Origin of the sequence: Bacteroides oleiciplenus YIT 12058, assembly GCF_000315485.1 — a bacterium.
Lineage (GTDB): Bacteria > Bacteroidota > Bacteroidia > Bacteroidales > Bacteroidaceae > Bacteroides > Bacteroides oleiciplenus.
On record NZ_JH992940.1, the window covers coordinates 452,904 to 471,464 of the forward strand.

The window sequence follows — 18,561 nt, forward strand, 5'->3', positions numbered from 1 at the left end:
CACTAATCACTTATCACTAACCCCTAATCACTTATTACAACGCTTTCTTATACAAATCCAAAATAATCTCCTTCGTCACCTCGCGAGGATTACCCGGCGTACAAACATCGGCAATAGCAGCAGTCGCCAGCTTGTCGAGATCACTTTCCTTGATACCCAGTTCAGAAAGATGTTGCGGTATGCCTACTCTTACTGACAGCGCTCTCACAGCATCTACAGCAGCACGGGCTGCTTCTTCCTCACTCATGCCCTCTTTGTATACATTCATAGCCTTGGCTATTTCTGTGTATTTATCAAGTGCAGCAGGTGCATTGAATTCCATAATGATAGGCAGCAATAAAGCATTAGCCACACCGTGAGGAATATCGAAGATAGCACCCAACGGGTGTGCCATACCGTGAACGACTCCCAAGCCTACGTTGGAGAATGCCATTCCGGCAATATATTGTGCCACAGCCATACCGTTACGCGCTTCGGCATTAGTCGGTTCAAATACTGCAGTCTCCAGATAGCGGGTAATCATCTCGATAGCCTTAATCTCGAACATGTCGCTCATTTCCCATGCACCTTTGGTTATCAAGCCTTCGATGGCGTGAGTCAATGCATCCAGTCCGGTAGAAGCAGTCAGTCCTTTAGGCAAGGTATACATTAATTCGGCATCTACGATAGCGATGGCCGGAATGTCGTTGGGGTCTACACAAACCATTTTCTTTTCATTCACTTCATCGGTAATCACGTAGTTGATGGTTACTTCGGCAGCAGTTCCCGCAGTGGTGGGCAGTGCAATGATAGGCACAGATTTCTTTTTAGTAGGCGCTACACCTTCCAGGGAAACCACATCGCTGAATTCGGGGTTATTGGTAATGATACCGATAGCTTTTGATGTATCGATAGAAGAACCTCCGCCAATAGCAAGAATGAAATCCGCTCCGGATTCGGCAAATGCCCTCACACCTGCATTTACATTACTAACGGTCGGATTGGGTTTGATGTCACTGAATACAGTGTAAGGGATACCGGCTTTATCAAGTACGGACAGCACTTTGTCGGCCACTCCAAATTTAATCAAATCTTTGTCGGTTGATACAAAGGCTTTTTTCAAGCCGAGACGTTTAATTTCCTGTGGGAGCACTTCACGGGCACCCGGTCCGAAGTAGGATACTTCGTTCAAGACGAATCTGTTAATCATAATACGTTCATTTAAGTTCCGCAGTGTCTTTGGTGTTGATTTTGCGGAAGGTTGATACTTCATTTTGTATCCGACAAAATTAGGAAATATACGGTAAGAAAAAACAAAGCATTCTGATTTTTATAGTATTCAGAATGTTTTTGCTATTTATTTAAATCTCGACGTATCCACCTCTTCCCTCTTCTTTTCCTTATATCCTCCGAACTTATATGTGAGCGATACACCAAACTCCCGAAAGCAACTATAGTTATTTGTCACATTCTGTGTACCAAAACGGATGCGCGGTTTTATCTGTCCCGTCTCGAAAATATCGTTGCAATAGAGATTAAGAATCGCTTTTCCTTTGGCGAAGCCGTAACGCAATGCAGCATTCACATAGCTCGATGAAGGCAAATCATAAATTCCCTGAGTAGCTTTACTACGTGCCATTCCCGTCAATGTAAGTTTTAAATCCGGCTTTTTAGAAAGAGTGAAATTGTTTGTCAGTACAGCAATGCCATAACAGATATTCCGGTCAAAGGGAATATCCCAGAAGTCGTCATCCTTCTCATGGTGCCATACGCCAATCAAAGTTAAGCGTAAATTTAACCATTGCTTTATATCAAAAGGTATAGAAGCTTGTAATCCTGCCTGTTGCTGAAAATTAAAATTGAGATATTTATAGATTTCCACCAGACGCTCCTGAGATTGATAAAGAGTCTGGGTAGAGTAATCCTTTGTATGGGTGAACCATGCACTGAAGATGTATTTACTCTTCAAAACATGTGTCAATTGAATCTGATATTCTTGCGCCGGCTTCAGGAACGGATTCCCATGTATCTCAGAATATCCGCCGCCCAGATAAGAGATTGCATCCTGCACTGCCCAGTAATCGGGGTAATCTTTATCACTGCTCAAAGCAAGTTGCCAGACTTGTCCGGGGGCAGGCATATAAGTAAGATTGATGGTAGGATACCAGTCCCATTGATTCCATGCAGGCGTCTTGTAATGCTCCACTGCAAGCGAGGCATCCATAGAAAGTTTATCGCCGAAACTCTTATTAAACCCAGCATAGAAATTCAGAGTTTGTTCACGACGGCGGGATTTCATATTATCGGGAATACTGGTGTTTGATCCTGTTTTCGCATCCGTATCATAATAATACTGATAACTATGATCAATGCTGGTGGTATAGATAGCGCCGTAGTTCAATCCCCATCCACGTCCCAGATTATGCTCCTGAGCAAGGAAAAATTTCCAACGGTTGATGCGTTGGCAATCTTCGGTAAAGAAAGCAAGTTCCTCGCCTTGCATGACGCTATGCAGCAGTTGGTCGGACGGAGAACGGTAATAGGTCAGTTCGGCACCGGCTTTCAAACCGAAGGGAGTACGGTAGTCAAGACGTCCGTTATGCAGCCAATCTTTGCTATTGCTACGGGTGTTGGATTGCTGTGTACCGAAAATATCCATCAGGCTATGGTAAGTCGAGTAACTTCCATTATAAACAAAACTCAACTGATGCTCTTTGGCAATATTATAATCCGCCCCTACTCGAAAACTATGGGTATGGCGACGGCTCCGACCCACCTCGTCAGTCGTTATAAGGTGGGTCGAACCATCTGCCTGAGAATGCATAGACTCTTTATCAGTCAGGCTGTAGCCCCTCCCGTGAGTATGCGAGTAAAGAAAATCTGCTGAGAATTTATTTCCGTTATATATCAGGCTGGCACGTTCGTCAAAGCCTTCATAATGTTTCTGCTGATATTTTCCATAGACCTCTCCCTGCCAGGAAGAAGGGCCTCCGGTGCTTTGCTTCAATGTGATATTAATGAGTGCACCACGCACCTGATAGCGTGCGGGAGCATTATACATTACTTCCGCTTTCTCAATACGACTGGCGGGGATACTTCTTAATAAAGAATAGAGTTGCTCGGTAGTCATGGTCGTCACTTTGCCATCCAGCACCACTGTCACGCCTTGTCCTGCCAACATTAGTCCGCCATTCATTTCTGTCACGCCAGGCAGTTCTTTTACGGCATCATAAGCGTTATCCACAGGAAGATTGCCGATAAGCCGCGGAAGGTCGTACACCAGTTTGCCTTGTTCCGCTTTCACAATAGGGCGTTGTCCGGTAATCATGACTTCGGGAAGGGATTGATAGATACTGTCCAGATGGGCGTCTGTGATAATAAGACTATCGGCACTGAGAATACGCTCATTATCCGCATTTGCACTATCCGGCTTCTCCTGTGCAGAGAGGCTCACATTTAAAGCGCAAAATATCAGGGAGAGAAAGTAATTACATTTCATGTTTATTCGTTTTAGTTATGTACGGCAAAGAACGGGGAAAATTACCGGAACTTATGTTATCTCAAACTTATGTAGTCTTATTTACTGTTATCAGAACTGTTATTTAGTCTTATCACCCGTCTAACTACCGGTTATCTTTCTTACCTTTGTTTCATTAAAAATACAGAAATCGTATGAAACTGCCATTCAAACTTATCGCCATATTAGTTTTCATTTCCCTGCTGGGCATCTTTGCCTACCAGGCATACTGGCTCACGGGATTATACAGCACAATGAAGCATGATCTGGAACAAAACATTGTGGAAGCTATGCGTATGAGCGATTATAATGAAATGATGCTTCGCGTAGAAGGGCTGCAGAAGGATAACGAAAACCACGGAGAAGTTGAAGTTTCTGCCGGATACGACTCGGACACAGGGAAATCTTATGTACGCAGCAGCACTACCATCGACAGGACAGACACAATAGCAAAAAGCAGTAAGGAAGAAATTATCTCTAAAGAAGCGCCACAGGCAGCCCTGCATACTGATGGCGGATTAGACCTGATTTTACGTAATAAAAGCACTATGCTGGAACTTGCCACTTACTTCCAACGAGGATTACATTCGGGACTGGATATTATCTCCGATCCCGACATTGCCGTCTATGACAGTTTGCTGAATTTTCAATTGCGCGATAAAGGTATCGTCCTCCCCTACCTGCTGGAATATCTGTACTTCGGCTCCAAAACGGACTCTTCTTATACATACATCGATACAATAGTCTCCCTCAGCACGCCCGGATATGTGCCGAGCCGGAAAGCCACGCAATACAATTATGCTTTCAACATTCATTCCAGCAGATCATACCGGCTCACAATAGAACCTATCAACAAACTCGTACTCCGCCAGATGAGCGGCATCCTTGCCACGTCATTCATCATCCTTATTATACTAAGCTTTTCCTTCTGGTTTCTTATCCGCACCATCCTGCGGCAAAAAACACTGGAAGAGATGAAAAGTGACTTTACCAATAATATCACCCACGAACTGAAAACACCTATTGCCGTGGCGTATGCCGCCAATGATGCACTGCTCAATTTCAATCTGGCGGAAGACAAAAAGCAGCGGGATAAATACTTGAACATCTGTCAGGAACAGTTGCAACGGTTGAGCGGACTGGTAGAACAGATTCTCTCAATGAGTATGGAACGCCGCAAAACATTCCGCCTGCATCCTGAGACTTTTAACCTATGTGACCTGTTCCCAGCACTTATCGAACAGCATAAGCTGAAAGCGGGAAAACCCGTGAAAATCAGACTCGACATTAAACCGGAAGACTTAGCGATAACCGCTGACCGCACTCACTTCAGCAACATACTGAGTAATCTGATAGATAACGCTATCAAATATTCTCCGGAAGAAGCAGATGTAGTTGTTCACTGCCGGAAGACAGAAACCGGACAAATAGAAATTTCCGTCAGCGATCACGGAACGGGTATTCCCGCAGACAAGCAACTGCTTATTTTTGATAAGTTCTACCGGGTACCGACAGGAAACATTCACAATACGAAAGGTTACGGTCTGGGACTTTTCTACGTAAAAACCATGATAGAAAAGCACAACGGCACTGTAACCGTGAAGAGTGAACCGGGAAAAGGAAGTACATTTACAATAAGGTTCTAAATAACATTGCTTGTTATGAAACTCGATTAATATATGGAAAAAATCAAGGTATTGTTGGTAGAGGATGAACAAACCCTCGCTATGATTATAAAAGATACATTAGAAGGACAGGACTTCATTATCCACACAGCCAATGATGGTGAAGAGGGCCTGCGCCTGTTCTTCGACCTGCGCCCCGACGTATTGGTGGCTGACGTTATGATGCCCCATATGGACGGTTTTGAGATGGTGCGCCGCATCCGGCAAACAGACAAACAAACACCGGTACTTTTCCTCACCGCTCGTTCGGCCATCAACGATGTAGTGGAAGGCTTTGAACTTGGTGCGAACGATTATCTTAAAAAGCCATTCGGCATGCAGGAACTGATTGTACGCATCAAAGCGTTAGTGGGCAAAGCATTCGCTTTCAAAGAAGAACCTAAGCAGAAAGAGACTTGTTTTGAGATAGGCAAATATAACTTCAACTCCATCACACAGATGCTTTCACATGCCGGAATAGAAGAAGAGCTCTCCCACCGCGAATCCGAAATACTGAAACGCTTGTGCGAGAACCGTAACCAGGTAGTGAACACCCAGAACATCTTGCTCGACCTTTGGGGAGACGATAGTTTCTTCAACTCCCGCAGTCTGCACGTCTTCATCACCAAACTCCGCCACAAACTTTCTAAAGACGAACGTATCCGCATCGTCAATGTACGGGGCATCGGATACAAACTTATTATAACCTGAAGCTAACTACTTATGAAGAAACTATTCATATTACTGTTCCTCCTTTCTGTTTTTCTCCGTGTTGTCGCGCAAAATGAACAACCGGAGGATAGCACATTACTTAAACGTCCTCCTACGGAAGTCAATGGACTGCTGCAAATGGCTCCACCTTCTACGTCGTCTGCCACTTTCAACCGGGAAATGCCTGTCAATACTTCCATTAGTGCTGACAGCATAACGCTGAATGTACCTCCATTACCCACTTATACCCCCAATCTGCCATGGATGGATGTGAAGATGGGAAAAATGGTCAGTCATTACGATCCTTTTGTAATGGATTATAAACTCTATGACGCTTTTATGCTTACCGGTAAAACGGCGTTGAGTACATTCAGCACATACAACACTTATCCCACTATGGGAGCGATCATTCAGGCAGGTGCCAATTATATCTATCGCCCCAATGAACGGTGGGAACTCAGCGGTGGCATGTATACTGCCAAATACACCATGCCATCGCGCATGCATGGTTCCCAATTCGACATCGGACTGGATGCCTCTGCCGCTTACCGCATCAACGGTCATCTTCGCATCCGACTATTCGGACAATATTCCGCTTTTGGAAAACAAAACTCCTTTAACGGATATATGAATCCGATGTATCCGCAAAGTTGTTTCGGAGCTGTGATGGAATGGAAGATTAATGATGTTCTGGAAATACACGGCGGAGTGGAGCGAGTGTATGACGCTACTAAGATGAAGTGGGTAACGGCACCTATACTCCATCCGGTCATTAATCTCAGGAAGAAAAAATAGTTGTTATTATTAAACGGGCTGCATCCCTATATGGAGATACAGCCCGTTTGTCTACTGGTTAGAGAGGAACAAAATATATCGAATAGTATATCATAATCACTTTAGACTCTTCAAAGGTAATAACAATTCCCAAACTACAGCATATTATATACAACTTTTCTTTTAATAATTACTATATATTTCCATAATTCATACTTATTTGTTATATTCGCCTTTAAATAAAGACCATTAAGTGATGAAACAAATAGGTTTAATCATACTTTTATGCTTCTTCACCATTCGGGTGAGCTCTCAGAACGAAATACCTGCCGATAGCATTCGTAGCATGGATATGCTGGCTACGAAAGATTTTGATGGATTCCTTTTAGATATGAACTTGATGAAAATGGCGGCACCTCAGATGCCAAGGCTCACGCTGGATATTCCCGATGCCAGTAAAGACTACAGCTTTCTGTTTCACATGGATCCAAACGTAATATACTCACAGGGTTATTCACACATATTCAGCTTAGGTAATTCTACCATATATAGTATGAATCCCTTCGGACTGACAGGCTTCGGTTCATCACCTCAGAACTTGCAGATGGGCAGTTTCCGGCTAAGGAACGGCATGCGCATCAATACGTACGGAGAGTATGACAAGGATGGTCGGAAAGTACATAACCCCTCTGCTCTGCCATGGGAACGGAATAATTTCAAAGGTGCTTTTGAACTGAAATCAGCTAACGGATCATTTGGAATAAGAATTGAAGTGCAACAAGGAAAGACTGGACCATATTAAAGGAAATATAAAATATGAAGAAGAAAATATTGGTAATAGGTGCCAATGGTTTTACAGGGCGCCGGGTGTTGAATGACCTGTCTTGCAATGATGAATATATTGTAACAGGTTGTTCCCTGCATGATGACATTGCTCCCGGTTCTGGGAATTATCATTTTATTAGTGCAGACGTCTGCCAAATGGGAGAACAAGCTGCACTATTTCGTGAAGTGCGCCCCAACGTGGTTATCAATGCTTCAGCTCTATCTGTGCCAGACTATTGCGAAACACACCATGAGGAAGCGGAAAGTATAAATATCACTGCCGTCGGACAATTCGCTTTTCGATGTGAAGTGTCCGGAGCACGTTTCATCCATCTTTCAACTGATTTTGTATTCAGCGGAGATAGTGGTCAACTTTATAAAGAAGTAGATACGCCCGCTCCGGTCAATTATTATGGTGTAACGAAACTGAAAGGTGAACAACGAGTAGCTGAGTTATGCAGCAATTACGCTATTATGCGCATAGCTGTGGTGTATGGCGCCACTCTGCCGGGACAGCATGGAAATGTATTGCAGTTAGTGGCTGATCGTTTGAGAAATAACGAGGAAATAAAGGTGGTTTCCGACCAGTGGCGCACTCCTACCTATGTGGGAGACGTATCTCAGGGGATAGAAAAACTTATCCAGCATTCTAACAATGGTATTTATCATATCTGCGGTTCTGAATGTCTCACAATAGCTGATATTGCTTATCGCGTAGCTGATACTTTGAATCTGGATTATTCATTGATTTTGCCCGTCACTACCAAGCAGATGGAAGAAACTACTCCCCGTCCCCGTTTCAGTGGACTAAGTATAGAGAAAGCACGTACCGAGTTAGGCTATCAGCCACATACGCTTGAAGAAGGTATCAAGCTAATGTTCAATATTTGATAAGTGATTAAGGATGAGTGATGAGTGATTAGCAGTTAAACAATGCACATTGCTAATCACTCATCACTTATCCCTAATCACTAAACAACGTTTCTTTTATTCCACTTTCTTTCATATATTTTCTCACCATTTCCAAAAGTTCATCTCCGTACTTCTCCACTCCTTTTTTGCCAAAGTAAGGTATCCGAAGAAGAGCGGCTTTATCTTCCGGTAATAGATTGGTAATACCCAAAATTGCTTTCTGCTGAATAACTGTATATACCGGCAATCCTAATTGAGACGCTTCTGCATTACGCCAAGCTACCAGACGTTTATATAGTTCCGGATGCAAAATATCAGAAGGCACTTCCACAGCTGCTGTTTTTTTCCGTGAAGAGTTACCTCTGCCTTCTTCAACTTCTTCCTTCCGTCTTCTTTTCCCGGAAGAGTTATCGGAGCGTTTGTCCCCTTTGCTTTTCGTTGGTGCAGTATCATCGATGGAAAGTATTGCTTTTTGCTTTAAATACTCTCCGACATGAAAACTATTACTGACTACAAATTCCAATAAATCTGCTTTCAACAAAAATATATCATCCAATTCTTCATTAGCTATCTTCAGTTGTTTCTTCAGCTCCTTATTGTCTGTTTCCACCATTGTATTGCTTCTGATAGCATCTAGTGGAGCTAATTGTTCTTTAAAATATTCTGCTCCCAGATGAATGCGTTCTTGCAGGCCTTTATCCGTCGCATAATCTTCTGCTGCATCAACTAAACGTGTATACTGAAGACTGAATTTCTGAGCAACTTTCGTCACCTTTTCATGGAAACGTTCGGTTTCCGACTTATACTCCGCCAATAATTTCGGATAGAGTTTATACAAATGCTCATCCAATAATCTCACAAACCGCTTCAAAGCCTGTTCCAGTGGCACGAAGTCGAACAACCCTGAAAGTAGTTCCAGAAAATAGGATTGCTGTAATCTCCGGTACCGCGTTTCGTCGGGTTCATTTCTACGTGCGTCTTCCGTGAAGGCATCTACCGCACTATCGCTGATAACTGCTCTTGCTGACAATGGAGCGCTCAGTACCATGCCTTCCAATGTCTTACAGCGACTTAATGCCACATATGTTTGCCCGTGTGCAAAAGATGCACTGGCATCTATGATGGCTCGTTCAAACGTCAGTCCTTGACTTTTATGAATGGTAATTGCCCATGCCAGTTTCAGAGGAAATTGTTTGAAAACACCTTCTATATCTTCTGTAATTTCTTTCGTTTCTTCATCCAGCACATATTTGGCATTTGTCCATTCTTCTTCTTGCAACATAAAAGCTTCGTCACTTCCCTTGCTCCGCACTTCGATGCCTAAAGCTGAAACGTTCACTACTTCACCAATCATACCATTATAATAACGGTGTTCACCGGATGAGTCGTTCTTCACAAACATAATTTGTGCACCACGCTTTAATTCTAGCACTTCGTCCGTTGGATAAGAATATTCGGGGAATTTACCTTCTATCTGGGCACGGAACGTGAAAGAACGGCCAGGCAATTGTGCCAGCTCATACTCATTGATGCGCTGTGCCTGATAATTATGAGTGGTCAACTGAATATATCCTTCTTCTTTGGATGGATTAAAATTCGGTATGTATCTCTGGTTCAGTTCTTCCAGCAAAGCCTGGTCGCAACGATTCTCCCTGATGCGGTTCAACATATCCAGAAAATGGGTATCACTTTGACGATACACAGTTTTCAGTTCAATGGTACAGTATTCCGATTGTCGCAATGCACGACTGGAAAAAAAATAAGGGGTATCATAATAGCGGTTCAGCATCTGCCATTCTTCATCCTTTATTACCGGAGAAAGCTGTTGCAAGTCACCAATCATCAGCAACTGCACACCGCCAAAAGGTTTACCGCGGTCACGGAAACGTCGTAATACATCATCTATCGCATCCAATAAGTCAGCACGCACCATACTGATTTCATCAATCACAAGCAAGTCTATACTGCGCATGATGTTGAGCTTGTCTTTTCCGAAACGAAAACGGTACTGTGCTTTGCCATCGGCACTGAATGAGGTATCGGGCACATAAGGAGCAAAGGGAAGTTGAAAAAAGGAATGTATAGTTACACCACCTGCATTAATGGCTGCGATGCCGGTTGGGGCAAGAACAATCATACGTTTGGGACTTTCAGCTTTCAGTTTCCGCAGAAAAGTTGTTTTTCCGGTACCTGCCTTACCAGTCAGAAATAGATGGGTGCCTGTATTTTCAATAAATTGCCATGCAAGTGACAATTCTGGATTCTGTTCCATTAGTTCATCAATGTTGGTTACGGAGGTGTAAAGGTAATATAAATAAAACAGTAAAACTTCCGTTACAACATCTTTTTGCAGAAATAATAATAAGCTATGGGCTAAGTAACTTGTAGCCCGTAGCTTATTATTATTTCAGGCTTCCTGCAATAATATCCAACAACTCGTTTGTAATTGCCTGTTGTCTACTCTTATTATATTGCTTCGTTAAATCCTGTATCAACTCATTTGCATTATCCGTTGCTGTCTGCATGGCAAGCGTACGAGCCGCATGTTCGGAGGCATTAGAATCCTGAAGCACTGTAAAAAGCTTCTGACTCAATACTTTCGGTAACAAATCTGCAATCAACTGTCCTACGGATGGCTCCACAATATAGTCATTCTGGAAACCACGTTTCCCAGAGCCTTCTGTTGCAGCCGTTGCCTCTACTTTACTCAAATCAATGGGAAGATACTCCTCACGAGTCAATATCTGCGAGCCCATTGATTTGAAGTGATGATAAATCAGCTCCACACGGTCAATTTGCTTTTCTACAAACTCATGCATAAGTAGTGCGGCAAGCTCATAAGCTTGCACGTACGATGGTTTCTCTGCCATCTCCTGATAACTTCCCTGTGGTGTATAGCCCAGTTTCTTCACTGCCATCTCCACCTTCTTTCCTACAGGATATATCAAGATATTCTCCTTTCCAAGTGATTTATGTTCTTCTAATACTTCACCAAGCATTTTCACCACATTCGCATTGAATGCACCGCACAGCGAACTATTGGACGAGAAAACCACTACTGCTACCCGCACCACGGGCCGCACCTCAGTATAAGGCGACTCGAACGTAGCATCAGTAGACAAGAAGTTTGTCAGAATCTCATTCAGTTTCTGTTGATAGGGCAGCATATTCTCAATTCGCCCTTGTGCCTTATGCAACTTGGCAGATGCTACCATCTTCATCGCCGATGTAATCTGACGCGTACTCTTGACGGAGTTTATTCTGTTTTTTACTTCCTTTAAAGAACCCATCTACTTAAATATTAAAGGGTAAATATAAAATTTTAAGTATAAAATATAAAGCATGAAATATAAAGTATCAGGTATGAATTGATTTCATACTTTATACTTCATACCTTATACTTTATATTTAGAACCTCATAATATATATTGTTTAGACATCATATCCGCAGTTTCCTCTATTTTTTTGCAGACATCATCGTCAATGACGCCACCCTTCAGAACATCAAGCACATCAGCACGATGATTCATTTCAAGCGATTCAAGGAAACTACGCTCAAACTCAGTCACTTTATTCAGCGGAACATTACGCAATAAACCATGCGTACCACAATAGAGAATAGCGATCTGCTTCTCTACTGACATCGGAGTGTACTGCGGCTGAACCAATAAGCGGGTATTCTTTTGCCCCTTGTCAATGGTCAGTGCCGTCACAGGATCCATATCACCACTGAACTTCGTGAAAGCCTCCAGTTCACGATACTGTGCCTGGTCTATCTTCAACGTACCGGCCACTTTCTTCATCGCTTTGATTTGAGCGTTACCGCCCACGCGGCTCACAGAGATACCTACATTGATAGCCGGACGATTACCTTGATTGAATAAGTCAGTGTCAAGGAAGATCTGTCCGTCGGTAATGGAAATCACGTTCGTCGGGATATAGGCGGATACATCACCTGCCTGCGTTTCGATGATGGGCAATGCGGTCAACGAACCGCCACCTTTGACTTTACCTTTCAAGCTGTCGGGCAAGTCGTTCATTTCGCGTGCCACTTCTTCTTGATTGATGATACGTGCCGCACGTTCCAGCAAGCGAGAATGCAGATAGAAAATATCTCCCGGATAAGCTTCACGCCCTGACGGACGACGCAAAATTAATGATACCTCACGATAAGCTACAGCTTGTTTGGAAAGGTCATCGTAGACTACTAATGCATGGCGGCCGGTGTCACGGAAATATTCACCGATGGCAGCTCCTGCAAACGGAGCATAATATTGCAATGCAGCCGGGTCACCCGCTGTAGCAGCAACCACAATTGTATAATCCATTGCACCATATTCACGCAGTGTATTCACAATGGATGCTACTGTAGAACCTTTCTGCCCAATAGCTACATAGATACAATATACCGGGTCGCCTGCCTCAAAATTAGCACGTTGGTTGATAATCGTGTCAATGGCGATAGCTGTCTTTCCCGTCTGGCGGTCACCGATAATCAACTCACGCTGTCCGCGACCGATAGGTATCATAGCATCTACAGCCTTCAATCCCGTCTGTAATGGTTGGTTTACAGGTTGACGATAGATTACCCCCGGTGCTTTACGCTCCAAAGGCATTTCACATAGCTCTCCGCCAATGAGTCCCTTACCATCCAGCGGTGCTCCCAGTGGATCGATAACACGTCCCAGCATACCTTCTCCCACCATGATGGAAGCGATGCGCTTGGTACGTTTCACGACATAACCCTCTTTAATTTTATCCGTAGGCCCCAGCAATACAGCTCCCACGTTATCCTCTTCCAGGTTCATCACAATCGCCTTGATGCCGTTGTCGAACTCCAACAGTTCGTTTGCTTCAGCATTGCGCAGTCCGTAGATACGTGCCACACCGTCACTGACTTGTAGCACCGTACCGATTTCATCCAACTGCACACGAGTATCAATCCCCTCTAATTGGTGACGGAGAATATCGGAAACTTCGCTTACTTTTATATTTTCAGACATGTTTTTTTAGTTATTAGTTATTAGTGATTAGTTATTAGCGGTTCCGTTACATAGCTATGTAATCACTGATAACTAATCACTAATAACTGTTATACGATTCTTCTGTTCTTATCAATGAACTGTTGTTTCACTCTCTTAAGTTGTGTGGCGATACTGGCATCCAGCCGGAAATCGTTGATATCGAAGATGAAACCTCCTTCAATAGCAGGGTCTACTTCAGTCTGCAACTCCATCTGGGCATGTAGCAAGGCGGAGGCACTGTCTCGAATACGTTCCCACACCTCCCGGCTCACGGGTACGGCTGTAATCAGCTTTCCTACACCAATATGCTTCAGCTTTCTGTATAAGTCAAGGTAAGTCAGAGCAATGTATTGCAAATAGTACTCCCGTCGGTTTCTCAACACAAGGATAATGAAACGGGAAAACTCCCGACTCACTTCTCCGTTGCCTACAGCAGCGGTACAAATCAGTGCAAATTTCTCCTTGATTTTCAGAATGGGGTTATCCAATGCATCACGTAAATCAGGATGCTTGCGGAAACTACGTTCCAGCATACGCAACTCACCGTATACGCGGTCTTCTGTCCCCGTACCTTTCGCGTACTCTATCAACGCTTTGGCATATCGCATCGAAACAATTCCTATATCCATTTCTTTGAAAATTAATAATTAAAGAATTAAAGTATGAAAAGCATCACAAAAGAGCTTTCATTCTTTAACTCTTTCATTCTTTAATTGCTCCTTGAGGCCGTTAGCACTTCATCCAGCATCCGATCTATCATCTCCATTTGTTCGTGCTCTTCATCCAGGTTTTTACGGATTACTTTCTCCGCAATATCCACTGAAAGCACAGCAACCTGGCGACGGATATCGCGTATTGCCTCTTCTTTCTCTTGCTGTATCTGCTTTTTCACTTCGTCCAGCTCTTTCTGCGCGGCGACTTCCGCCTGCTTGCGTGCTTCAACGATTATCTTGTCACGCTCGTGCATCGCCTCCCGCAGGATGCGTCCTTGCTCCTTGTTGGCTGCGGCAACTAATGCATCACTCTCGGCTTTCAGCCTTTTGAGTTGCTCATTGGCCTCCTTTGCCACTTCCAGCGATTGGTCGATGTAGGTTCTGCGGCCCTCTACCATTTTGGTAATGACAGGGAAACCGTATTTTGCCAACACCACGAATACTACGCCGAACGACAAAAGCATCCAGAACAGCAAACCACTATCGGGTAATAACAATGACATAACTTATTTACATTTTTAATTATAAGAAGAACACTAACAGACACACAACTACTGCCAACAGGGCAACACCCTCAATCAACGCAGCAGCGATAATCATGTTCATACGAATGTCTCCTGATGCTTCAGGCTGGCGGGCAATAGCCTCCATAGCCGAACCACCAATTTTACCAATACCCAAACCTGCGCCGATAACGGCAAGTCCGGCACCTATTGCTGCACCCAATTTACTAATTCCGGCAGCAGCTGCAGTAGCTTGCAATAATACAGATAGTAACATAATCTTTTGTTTTTAAATGGTTTATTATTAATTATTGTTTTCTTTCACTTTTACTTCTTTATGCTCCTCTTGCGCCAGTCCGATGAACACTGCAGACAACATGGTGAACACATAAGCCTGGATGAATGCTACTAGTAACTCCAATGCGTTCATAAAAATGTTGAACAGCACAGATGCCACTGTAAGCGTTCCATTAAGCGCAGGTCCCATGCTGGCAGAAATAAAAATCAGACATGTCAGCACAAGCATAGCCATGTGCCCAGCCAGCATATTGGCAAAAAGACGAATCATCAGAGCGAACGGTTTGGTGAAAATGCCGAAGAATTCTATAAAAGGCATCATCGGTATAGGTACTTTCAACCACCAAGGCACGTCCGGCCAGAAGATATCTTTCCAATACGTTTTCGTTCCGAACAGGTTGACTGCAACAAAGGTAAAAAGTGCCAATACCATTGTAATGGCAATGTTACCCGTCACATTAGCACCACCCGGAAAGATAGGAATCAATCCCATCATGTTGTTTATGAAGATGAAGAAGAATGCCGTCAACAGGTAGGGCGCAAACTTGCGATACTTCGGTCCTACACAGCTTTTGATAATATCGTCATTCACCATCATGATAAACATCTCCATAAATCCTACGAACCCACCAGGAGCCGCACTACCTTGTGGATGCTTACGATACCACTGGGCAACAGCCAGAATGATGATAAGTAACAATACACTATTGATTAGCAATGACAATGTCACTTTGGTAATAGAAATATCCCAAGGGCGTATTTCGTTTCCGGCCGCATCATGTTCCACCAGTTTACCTTCGTACTTGCTCCCGGCCGGCGCTATGGAAAATCCTTCATAAACACCCTCGTTCTCTTCCAATCGCGAAGAGAGAAAAGCATGCCAGCCGCTCTGCGAACTATATACAATGATAGGCAACGGAATAGTGACGTGCGTTTTTCCCCATGTAGTGATGTGCCACTCGTAAGCATCGCCAATATGTCCGAAGACGATTTCTTTCACGTCTACCGTATTTTCTTTCTGTTCGGCAGCAGTGACGTCGTCCTGTTTAGCTAAGCTGTCAAGTTCTGCTTCAACACCCTGCGCCTGAACAGGTAGGGTGACGAGTAGCATTCCCAGCATCAGGAATATTCCGGTCAATAGATTACGCATTTGTTTCATTTTTCTTTTCTTTTTTCTGTTTCTTCGTCACTTCGTAAGTAAAGAAGAACCAAGTCTCATATATCAGATAGACTATATAGTAAATAATGAATGTCAGCAAGAACAACTTGGCTTCCTCTCGCACTGCCAGGCAGTACACCACTAAGAGTATCACAGAGAGCAACATCTTCATCACCTTCATTGCCATGTATAGCAGCAACATCTTTTGCGGGGTATGTTTCCGACATGCGTCGAACATTGATATTTCAAAAAGCCCGAACAAGAAGAAATACACCGGAATAAAAGGGTATCCTCCGAAATAGTGCCCGGGCAACGCATAGTGAAAAATTCCCGCTCCTAACCAGCCTGCAATTAATGACAACAAGGTAATCTGGTATAAGAAATTGCGTTTTGTTATGCTGATACTCATAGTATTATTCGAAATTAAGAATGAAAGAGTTAAAGAATGAAAGGCGGTCGGATGATCAGTCTACACAGGCAGAAATGACTCCACCACTCAACTCTACAAAACCGCCCTTAATGTCGAGGGTCTGCTCCTCACCTCCCTTTGGCACATACATCACCTTGCCCTCACTAAGTGAAGACACGATAGGTGCATGCTGCGGCAAGATGGTAAAAGTACCTATCGTACCGGGTAGTGTTACACTTTCCACTTCTCCATTATATATTTCCTTTTCAGGAGACACTATGTTCAAAGACAAATTCTTCATAGCCTCTTTCCCTCTTTAATTTTTAATTATCAATTCTATTTCACTTGTTCCAGTAACTTCTTACCTTTCTCTATCGCTTCTTCAATTGTGCCCACATTCAAGAAAGCAGGTTCGGGCAGATAGTCCACTTCGCCATCCAGAATCATTTTGAAGCCCTTGATGGTATCTTCTATAGAAACCATCGTTCCCGGCACACCCGTAAACTGTTCAGCAACGGCAAACGGCTGCGATAAGAAACGCTGCACGCGGCGTGCGCGATTCACCAGTGTACGGTCGGCATCTGAGAGCTCTTCCATACCGAGAATAGATATAATATCCTGTAATTCCTTATTACGCTGCAAGATTTGTTTCACACGTTGTGCCACTTCGTAATGCTCTTCTCCCACGATGTGCGGATCAAGAATACGAGAGGTGGATTCCAGTGGATCAACAGCCGGATAAATACCCAGCTCGGTAATCTTACGACTCAATACTGTCGTAGCATCCAGGTGCGTAAAAGTAGTGGCAGGTGCCGGGTCAGTCAAGTCATCAGCAGGGACATACACAGCTTGTACAGAGGTAATAGAACCATTGCGAGTAGAAGTAATACGTTCCTGCATAGCACCCATTTCGGTGGCTAGAGTCGGTTGATAACCTACAGCCGAAGGCATACGTCCCAGCAAGGCTGAAACCTCGGAACCTGCTTGTGTGAAACGGAAAATATTGTCGATAAAGAACAGAATATCACGTGAACCATCCGTCTCGGCACCTTGATCACGGAAAGCTTCAGCCACTGTCAGCCCGGATAATGCTACTGACTGACGTGCGCCGGGAGGCTCGTTCATCTGACCAAATATCAGAGATACCTGCGATTTTTCTACTTCGCTGTAGTCCACTTTTGATAAATCCCAGTTCCCTTCTTCCATACTTTTCTTAAATTCCTCACCATAGCGGATAACGCCGGACTCAATCATTTCACGTAGAAGATCGTTACCTTCACGGGTACGCTCTCCTACTCCGGCAAACACAGAGAAACCATGCTGTTTCTTAGCAATGTTGTTGATAAGCTCCTGAATGAGCACTGTCTTACCCACACCAGCACCACCAAACAAACCAATTTTACCACCCTTGCTGTATGGTTCCAGCAAGTCAATAACCTTGATACCCGTGTAGAGTACTTCTTGTACAGTAGTCAAATCTTCAAATTTAGGGGGATCCCGGTGAATGGGATAGGCTCCGGCACGATCCAGTTCTTTCATACCGTCAATGGAGTCACCCACTACATTCAGCAACCGGCCTTTAATCTGGTTACCTATCGGCATTGTGATAGGTCCGCCTGTGGGATGCACTTTCATACCTCTTTGCAAACCGTCCGTACTATCCATGGCTACGGTTCTCACCGTATTTTCGCCGATGTGTTGCTGTACTTCCACGATTAATGTTTTTCCATTTGGTCTTTTTATCTCCAGTGCGTCATGGATACTTGGAAGCATCAATTCGGCATCCGTACCTTCAAAATAGACGTCTACTACCGGTCCGATGACCTGAGAGATATGTCCGATAATTTGTGACATAAGCAATCTTTTTATATAATTTCTCTTTTTCTAAATTCAGCTGGTCGCGTTTCTGTCATTCCGCTGCTATGAGCTTAACACTTGTTGGTTAAGTTTTGTTCAACTCCCTAAAGCCTATTTTTGCAGAATAGTTACATAAACAACTTTGCAAATGTAGAAACAAAAACTTTCAGGTTGTACTCTTATGAAACTTTTTTTCTATAAATTATACCCTTTTGAA

Annotated in this window: 17 protein-coding genes; 5 read left to right on the forward strand and 12 right to left on the reverse strand. The window is 43.7% G+C overall.

The window, feature by feature from the left end; all coding sequences use genetic code 11:
- Positions 1-34: 34 nt before the first annotated feature.
- Positions 35-1,189 (reverse strand): lactaldehyde reductase, encoded by a 1,155-nt coding sequence (gene fucO, locus HMPREF9447_RS01780; RefSeq protein WP_009127498.1) that lies wholly within the window; start codon positions 1,187-1,189, stop codon positions 35-37.
- Positions 1,190-1,336: 147 nt separating this feature from the next.
- Positions 1,337-3,478: an outer membrane beta-barrel family protein gene (locus HMPREF9447_RS01785; RefSeq protein WP_009127499.1), complete on the reverse strand. Its 2,142-nt coding sequence runs from the start codon at positions 3,476-3,478 to the stop codon at positions 1,337-1,339.
- A 173-nt stretch (positions 3,479-3,651) separates the two neighbouring features.
- On the opposite strand from HMPREF9447_RS01785, the gene HMPREF9447_RS01790 reads away from it, so the two are divergent.
- The 5 genes from HMPREF9447_RS01790 to HMPREF9447_RS01810 all read left to right on the forward strand — a co-directional run bounded on the left by HMPREF9447_RS01790 (position 3,652) and on the right by HMPREF9447_RS01810 (position 8,361).
- Positions 3,652-5,142 carry a sensor histidine kinase gene (locus HMPREF9447_RS01790; RefSeq protein ID WP_009127500.1) on the forward strand — a complete coding sequence of 497 codons (1,491 nt, stop codon included), beginning with the start codon at positions 3,652-3,654 and terminating at the stop codon, positions 5,140-5,142.
- A 33-nt stretch (positions 5,143-5,175) separates the two neighbouring features.
- Entirely contained in the window at positions 5,176-5,871 is a 696-nt protein-coding gene (locus tag HMPREF9447_RS01795; RefSeq protein WP_009127501.1) for a response regulator transcription factor, read from the forward strand.
- 12 nt (positions 5,872-5,883) lie between these two features.
- The gene (locus tag HMPREF9447_RS01800) at positions 5,884-6,666 is read left to right on the forward strand and encodes a hypothetical protein (protein WP_009127502.1); all 783 of its coding nucleotides are present in this window, start codon (positions 5,884-5,886) and stop codon (positions 6,664-6,666) included.
- A gap of 235 nt (positions 6,667-6,901) precedes the next feature.
- On the forward strand, positions 6,902-7,447 hold the full coding sequence (locus tag HMPREF9447_RS01805; protein WP_009127503.1) for a hypothetical protein: 546 nt from the start codon (positions 6,902-6,904) through the stop codon (positions 7,445-7,447).
- A gap of 14 nt (positions 7,448-7,461) precedes the next feature.
- Complete coding sequence (locus HMPREF9447_RS01810) at positions 7,462-8,361, forward strand: SDR family oxidoreductase (protein ID WP_009127504.1); 900 nt, start codon at positions 7,462-7,464, stop codon at positions 8,359-8,361.
- Positions 8,362-8,434: 73 nt separating this feature from the next.
- On the opposite strand, the gene HMPREF9447_RS01815 is transcribed toward HMPREF9447_RS01810, so the two are convergent.
- The 10 genes from HMPREF9447_RS01815 to atpD form a co-directional block, all read right to left on the reverse strand.
- Complete coding sequence (locus HMPREF9447_RS01815) at positions 8,435-10,654, reverse strand: AAA family ATPase (protein ID WP_009127505.1); 2,220 nt, start codon at positions 10,652-10,654, stop codon at positions 8,435-8,437.
- A gap of 130 nt (positions 10,655-10,784) precedes the next feature.
- Positions 10,785-11,672, reverse strand: coding sequence for a F0F1 ATP synthase subunit gamma (locus HMPREF9447_RS01820; RefSeq protein ID WP_009127506.1), 888 nt, complete (start codon positions 11,670-11,672; stop codon positions 10,785-10,787).
- Positions 11,673-11,798: 126 nt separating this feature from the next.
- Positions 11,799-13,385 carry a F0F1 ATP synthase subunit alpha gene (atpA, locus tag HMPREF9447_RS01825; RefSeq protein WP_009127507.1) on the reverse strand — a complete coding sequence of 529 codons (1,587 nt, stop codon included), beginning with the start codon at positions 13,383-13,385 and terminating at the stop codon, positions 11,799-11,801.
- Positions 13,386-13,474: 89 nt separating this feature from the next.
- Positions 13,475-14,035, reverse strand: a complete 561-nt coding sequence (locus tag HMPREF9447_RS01830) for a F0F1 ATP synthase subunit delta (RefSeq protein ID WP_009127508.1) — start codon at positions 14,033-14,035, stop codon at positions 13,475-13,477.
- Positions 14,036-14,115: 80 nt separating this feature from the next.
- Entirely contained in the window at positions 14,116-14,622 is a 507-nt protein-coding gene (gene atpF, locus HMPREF9447_RS01835; RefSeq protein ID WP_009127509.1) for a F0F1 ATP synthase subunit B, read from the reverse strand.
- Between the two features lie 19 nt (positions 14,623-14,641).
- A complete protein-coding gene (atpE, locus tag HMPREF9447_RS01840) occupies positions 14,642-14,899 on the reverse strand; it encodes an ATP synthase F0 subunit C (RefSeq protein ID WP_007213986.1) in 258 nt (85 codons plus the stop codon).
- 27 nt (positions 14,900-14,926) lie between these two features.
- Positions 14,927-16,078 carry a F0F1 ATP synthase subunit A gene (gene atpB, locus HMPREF9447_RS01845; protein ID WP_044137324.1) on the reverse strand — a complete coding sequence of 384 codons (1,152 nt, stop codon included), beginning with the start codon at positions 16,076-16,078 and terminating at the stop codon, positions 14,927-14,929.
- Positions 16,062-16,487, reverse strand: coding sequence for a hypothetical protein (locus HMPREF9447_RS01850; RefSeq protein WP_009127515.1), 426 nt, complete (start codon positions 16,485-16,487; stop codon positions 16,062-16,064). Before HMPREF9447_RS01850 ends, atpB begins: the two co-directional genes overlap by 17 nt.
- A 55-nt stretch (positions 16,488-16,542) precedes the next feature.
- On the reverse strand, positions 16,543-16,788 hold the full coding sequence (gene atpC, locus HMPREF9447_RS01855; protein WP_009127517.1) for an ATP synthase F1 subunit epsilon: 246 nt from the start codon (positions 16,786-16,788) through the stop codon (positions 16,543-16,545).
- Positions 16,789-16,823: 35 nt separating this feature from the next.
- A complete protein-coding gene (gene atpD, locus HMPREF9447_RS01860; protein ID WP_009127518.1) occupies positions 16,824-18,341 on the reverse strand; it encodes a F0F1 ATP synthase subunit beta in 1,518 nt (505 codons plus the stop codon).
- Positions 18,342-18,561: the final 220 nt, after the last annotated feature.

Bases quoted from the DNA above. Each gene is read 5' to 3' on its own strand.
- fucO (WP_009127498.1), bottom strand. From the start codon at position 1,189: ATGATTAACAGATTCGTCTTGAACGAAGTATCCTACTTCGGACCGGGT.
- HMPREF9447_RS01785 (WP_009127499.1), bottom strand. From the start codon at position 3,478: ATGAAATGTAATTACTTTCTCTCCCTGATATTTTGCGCTTTAAATGTG.
- HMPREF9447_RS01790 (WP_009127500.1), top strand. From the start codon at position 3,652: ATGAAACTGCCATTCAAACTTATCGCCATATTAGTTTTCATTTCCCTG.
- HMPREF9447_RS01795 (WP_009127501.1), top strand. From the start codon at position 5,176: ATGGAAAAAATCAAGGTATTGTTGGTAGAGGATGAACAAACCCTCGCT.
- HMPREF9447_RS01800 (WP_009127502.1), top strand. From the start codon at position 5,884: ATGAAGAAACTATTCATATTACTGTTCCTCCTTTCTGTTTTTCTCCGT.
- HMPREF9447_RS01805 (WP_009127503.1), top strand. From the start codon at position 6,902: ATGAAACAAATAGGTTTAATCATACTTTTATGCTTCTTCACCATTCGG.
- HMPREF9447_RS01810 (WP_009127504.1), top strand. From the start codon at position 7,462: ATGAAGAAGAAAATATTGGTAATAGGTGCCAATGGTTTTACAGGGCGC.
- HMPREF9447_RS01815 (WP_009127505.1), bottom strand. From the start codon at position 10,654: ATGGAACAGAATCCAGAATTGTCACTTGCATGGCAATTTATTGAAAAT.
- HMPREF9447_RS01820 (WP_009127506.1), bottom strand. From the start codon at position 11,672: ATGGGTTCTTTAAAGGAAGTAAAAAACAGAATAAACTCCGTCAAGAGT.
- atpA (WP_009127507.1), bottom strand. From the start codon at position 13,385: ATGTCTGAAAATATAAAAGTAAGCGAAGTTTCCGATATTCTCCGTCAC.
- HMPREF9447_RS01830 (WP_009127508.1), bottom strand. From the start codon at position 14,035: ATGGATATAGGAATTGTTTCGATGCGATATGCCAAAGCGTTGATAGAG.
- atpF (WP_009127509.1), bottom strand. From the start codon at position 14,622: ATGTCATTGTTATTACCCGATAGTGGTTTGCTGTTCTGGATGCTTTTG.
- atpE (WP_007213986.1), bottom strand. From the start codon at position 14,899: ATGTTACTATCTGTATTATTGCAAGCTACTGCAGCTGCTGCCGGAATT.
- atpB (WP_044137324.1), bottom strand. From the start codon at position 16,078: ATGAAACAAATGCGTAATCTATTGACCGGAATATTCCTGATGCTGGGA.
- HMPREF9447_RS01850 (WP_009127515.1), bottom strand. From the start codon at position 16,487: ATGAGTATCAGCATAACAAAACGCAATTTCTTATACCAGATTACCTTG.
- atpC (WP_009127517.1), bottom strand. From the start codon at position 16,788: ATGAAGAATTTGTCTTTGAACATAGTGTCTCCTGAAAAGGAAATATAT.
- atpD (WP_009127518.1), bottom strand. From the start codon at position 18,341: ATGTCACAAATTATCGGACATATCTCTCAGGTCATCGGACCGGTAGTA.